The organism is Pseudoalteromonas sp. NBT06-2 (assembly GCF_002276045.1).
Lineage (GTDB): Bacteria > Pseudomonadota > Gammaproteobacteria > Enterobacterales > Alteromonadaceae > Pseudoalteromonas.
Genome location: NZ_NQMR01000287.1, coordinates 1 through 2,922, shown reverse-complemented (window position 1 = coordinate 2,922; position 2,922 = coordinate 1). Strand labels below are relative to the sequence as shown.

The 2,922-nt window shown below is 33.6% G+C and carries 2 protein-coding genes; both read left to right on the top strand.

Features of this window, described 5'->3' with window-relative positions; genetic code table 11:
• Positions 1-943 precede the first annotated feature (943 nt).
• Positions 944-2,281 carry a hypothetical protein gene (locus CJF42_RS25420; RefSeq protein ID WP_095369286.1) on the top strand — a complete coding sequence of 446 codons (1,338 nt, stop codon included), beginning with the start codon at positions 944-946 and terminating at the stop codon, positions 2,279-2,281.
• A 13-nt stretch (positions 2,282-2,294) separates the two neighbouring features.
• Positions 2,295-2,762 carry a hypothetical protein gene (locus CJF42_RS25415; RefSeq protein WP_095369285.1) on the top strand — a complete coding sequence of 156 codons (468 nt, stop codon included), beginning with the start codon at positions 2,295-2,297 and terminating at the stop codon, positions 2,760-2,762.
• Positions 2,763-2,922 lie beyond the last annotated feature (160 nt).

The following is a 2,922-nucleotide window of genomic DNA, read 5'->3' as shown; positions in this document are numbered from 1 at the left end:
CAACAAGTTATGCAGGCACAAAAAATAGCACCAAATAGTATTATACAAGGCTATTATTTAGCACCTCCTGTTAGTATGAACGACGCGGTTTTATTACAAAAAAAATAATAACTTTGAGTAACTAATACTTTTGTTTTGACTAATGATAAAGTGAGTTTTATAAGCTGTTTTATCTCGTTAACTTGAGCTCACCTACCTGAATATGACTATTCTATGAACCTTAATAAGTATAATTCGTTATTTTCTATATCTAATGTACTTTTCTATAAAAATGAAACGTGAGTAACGCTTTATATCCCTAAAGATTGAGTTTCTAATGTCAAAAAACCTTTATTAACGGCTTCATCAAACACTCGCTTCTGATACGACAATTTTCTACGTTCAGTTTTAATGAACATACTTTTCATTTTGTGGTTAATTATTTTTAACTAAGATAATAGTAAACTTTGCATCATCAAATAACAGAGACATAAACCGTGAGCCTCAATTAAACAAGATGCAATGAACGCCAGTCAAAATTGGGTAAACAGTTTTAATGGGTGTGGTGCTTAAGCATGTATAGATATTTATCTAATACATCCTTTTGACAAATCACATTAAAAAATTTCAGCTATAAAAAATAACGTAGATTGATTTTCTCATATTTATGTTTCACTTTTCGATGGGATTTTTTCATTTTAAAGTGATTGATTTATAAAATAAATGACAGCGCTGTCTCTTGGTTTCACCTAAATTTTATTTATTTTTAACTTGATTACTGAGATTTCAATAATTTTATTAACTTACTATTTATAAGGAGTAAATAATGAAAATAAAACAACTTAAATAATGATAGATGTCCCGTACCTTAATGGGTACTCAAGTGCTGGATTCACAGAGCACTTTTCTTTGTCATTTGTGTGAATAATAGGGTTATTTTTTATTTTTGAACGGGGATTTTCTAATGTTTAAGACAAGTTTATTAGCAACAGCGACGGTTGCTGCACTTTTATCAACAAGCGCGACTGCTACTACTATGATGATTGGTGGTGTACAATTTCCAATAAAACCAGATCCTTTAACATTCGGGGAACAAAATAGAGAACAGATTTGCCGGCAATATAACCAGCAAGTCAAGGTTATTAAAAATAGCTTTGAAGAAGAAGGATTAGATTCAACTATTGGCTTTTTGGGAAGTTTATGTACTCACCTTAGCTTAAGTGATGGACAATTAGAGGATAGTGGCGTCACTTTCAACTACCCTGTATATGATGACTATAATCTTTGGCTTTATCAGTTTACTGAAAAAGTAGATGTATCCCGTAAAATCGAATTATTAGTGCTTTCTCAATCAGGAGAAACGCGTTATTTGTATTTTGTCGATGGAGATGCAGTTTTAAGAGAGCAAAGTAATAGTGGTGGATGGGTTCCCCATGAAGCGCCACCAAATTTTTTAAAAGAACAGGAAATAAAATTAACAGCGCAATATAACGCACATGGTGTTGGAAACACTTTAGGAGTTTTTAATCGAGTAAACAGTAAAGTGATTGTCACTAACCATTTTCCAACAGGTACAAATGACCCCAAAATAGATATACCCAATAGTAAAAAAAATAGGGAATGTTTACAAAACTATCGTGATAATGGGTTTTGTGTGCCAGGTGGAACAAGTAATTCTCGTTATTGGGAGCTGGAAAGTTATATTCCTGAAACATCTAATACAAATACAAAGCTAGCAATTTCAGACACAACCTCGTTTGGTTTTGATATAGGTGCAAACGCTAATGCAGAGGATGGATTAGGGTTATCAATCGGCTTTAGTGTTGAAACATCAAGTACAGTTTCAACAGATAAATCAGTCTTAGTTAATAGTACAATCCCTTTATCTAATGACTTAGGTATTAGTGCGACTTACAATCTTGATCCCGTTGCTGTTGCCGCGTTATATGGCTTTGGTTACGACTCGGATACAGCAGGCGTTGCTATGTCAGATTCACGCTTAGGTTCTAGTGCATGGCGTAATTTAGACTTACCATTAGTTACTCGCTTTAAAGAAACAGTCAATGAACGTAATTGTATTCCAGATGATACCAGAGAGATGCTGTTCGATTACCGCTTAAAATTAGAGCGGGGTGCTTATGACTTGGATGGTTATGGAAGTAGAGCTGCTTGGGACTATAGCCAATCTTATGCCAGTAAGAACACACTTAGGTCCACTTTCATTGTTAGTACTGAGTGTAAAATAGATAAGAATGGTAATTACTACCGTACACACAAGCCAGGCATATTTTCACAGCCATAATAAGGAAAAAATTATGAAAAAATTTACAATATTAACTTTATTTACCTCATCATTGTTTGTTACCTCAGCGATGGCTGAAAGTGTTTATGTCTTAGCAGATAATATGACACAGTCATCACAGACTATTGTTAATGAAATTATGACTATGTCAGGTGCTATGGATATTCAAACAGCTGCAAAGGTGCTATATTCGACTAAAGATCACCAGATTGTGGTGCTTGATTCTGATCTAATTATTAATAACATTAGTGACTTGACTAAAGATCAGCTTAGCCATGCAAATTCAATTATTATTACTGGTTCAGCTGATAACAATCAGGCGGTAGCTCAACACTTATTGGGTTATGGTTCGAAAGCTGATTATTTAGTTATTAAAGGACTAAAGGGCGATAAAGGGATTGAATTAATTCGTTTTGATAACAATAACAACGTTTCTCTTCGTGGCATTGCTCAATCTTTAGTGAAAAATGCAATTAAATAACGATTAATTCTATTTTTATAAATAGAAGGTTAATTTGGGTGGGACTTTATAGCTCCCCCCATTTAACAATATTAAAATAAGTGAAATCAACCAACGCATAACAAATGTATTATGCTCATTCGCTATACTCATTTTCAGGTAACACCTCAATAACCCGTGG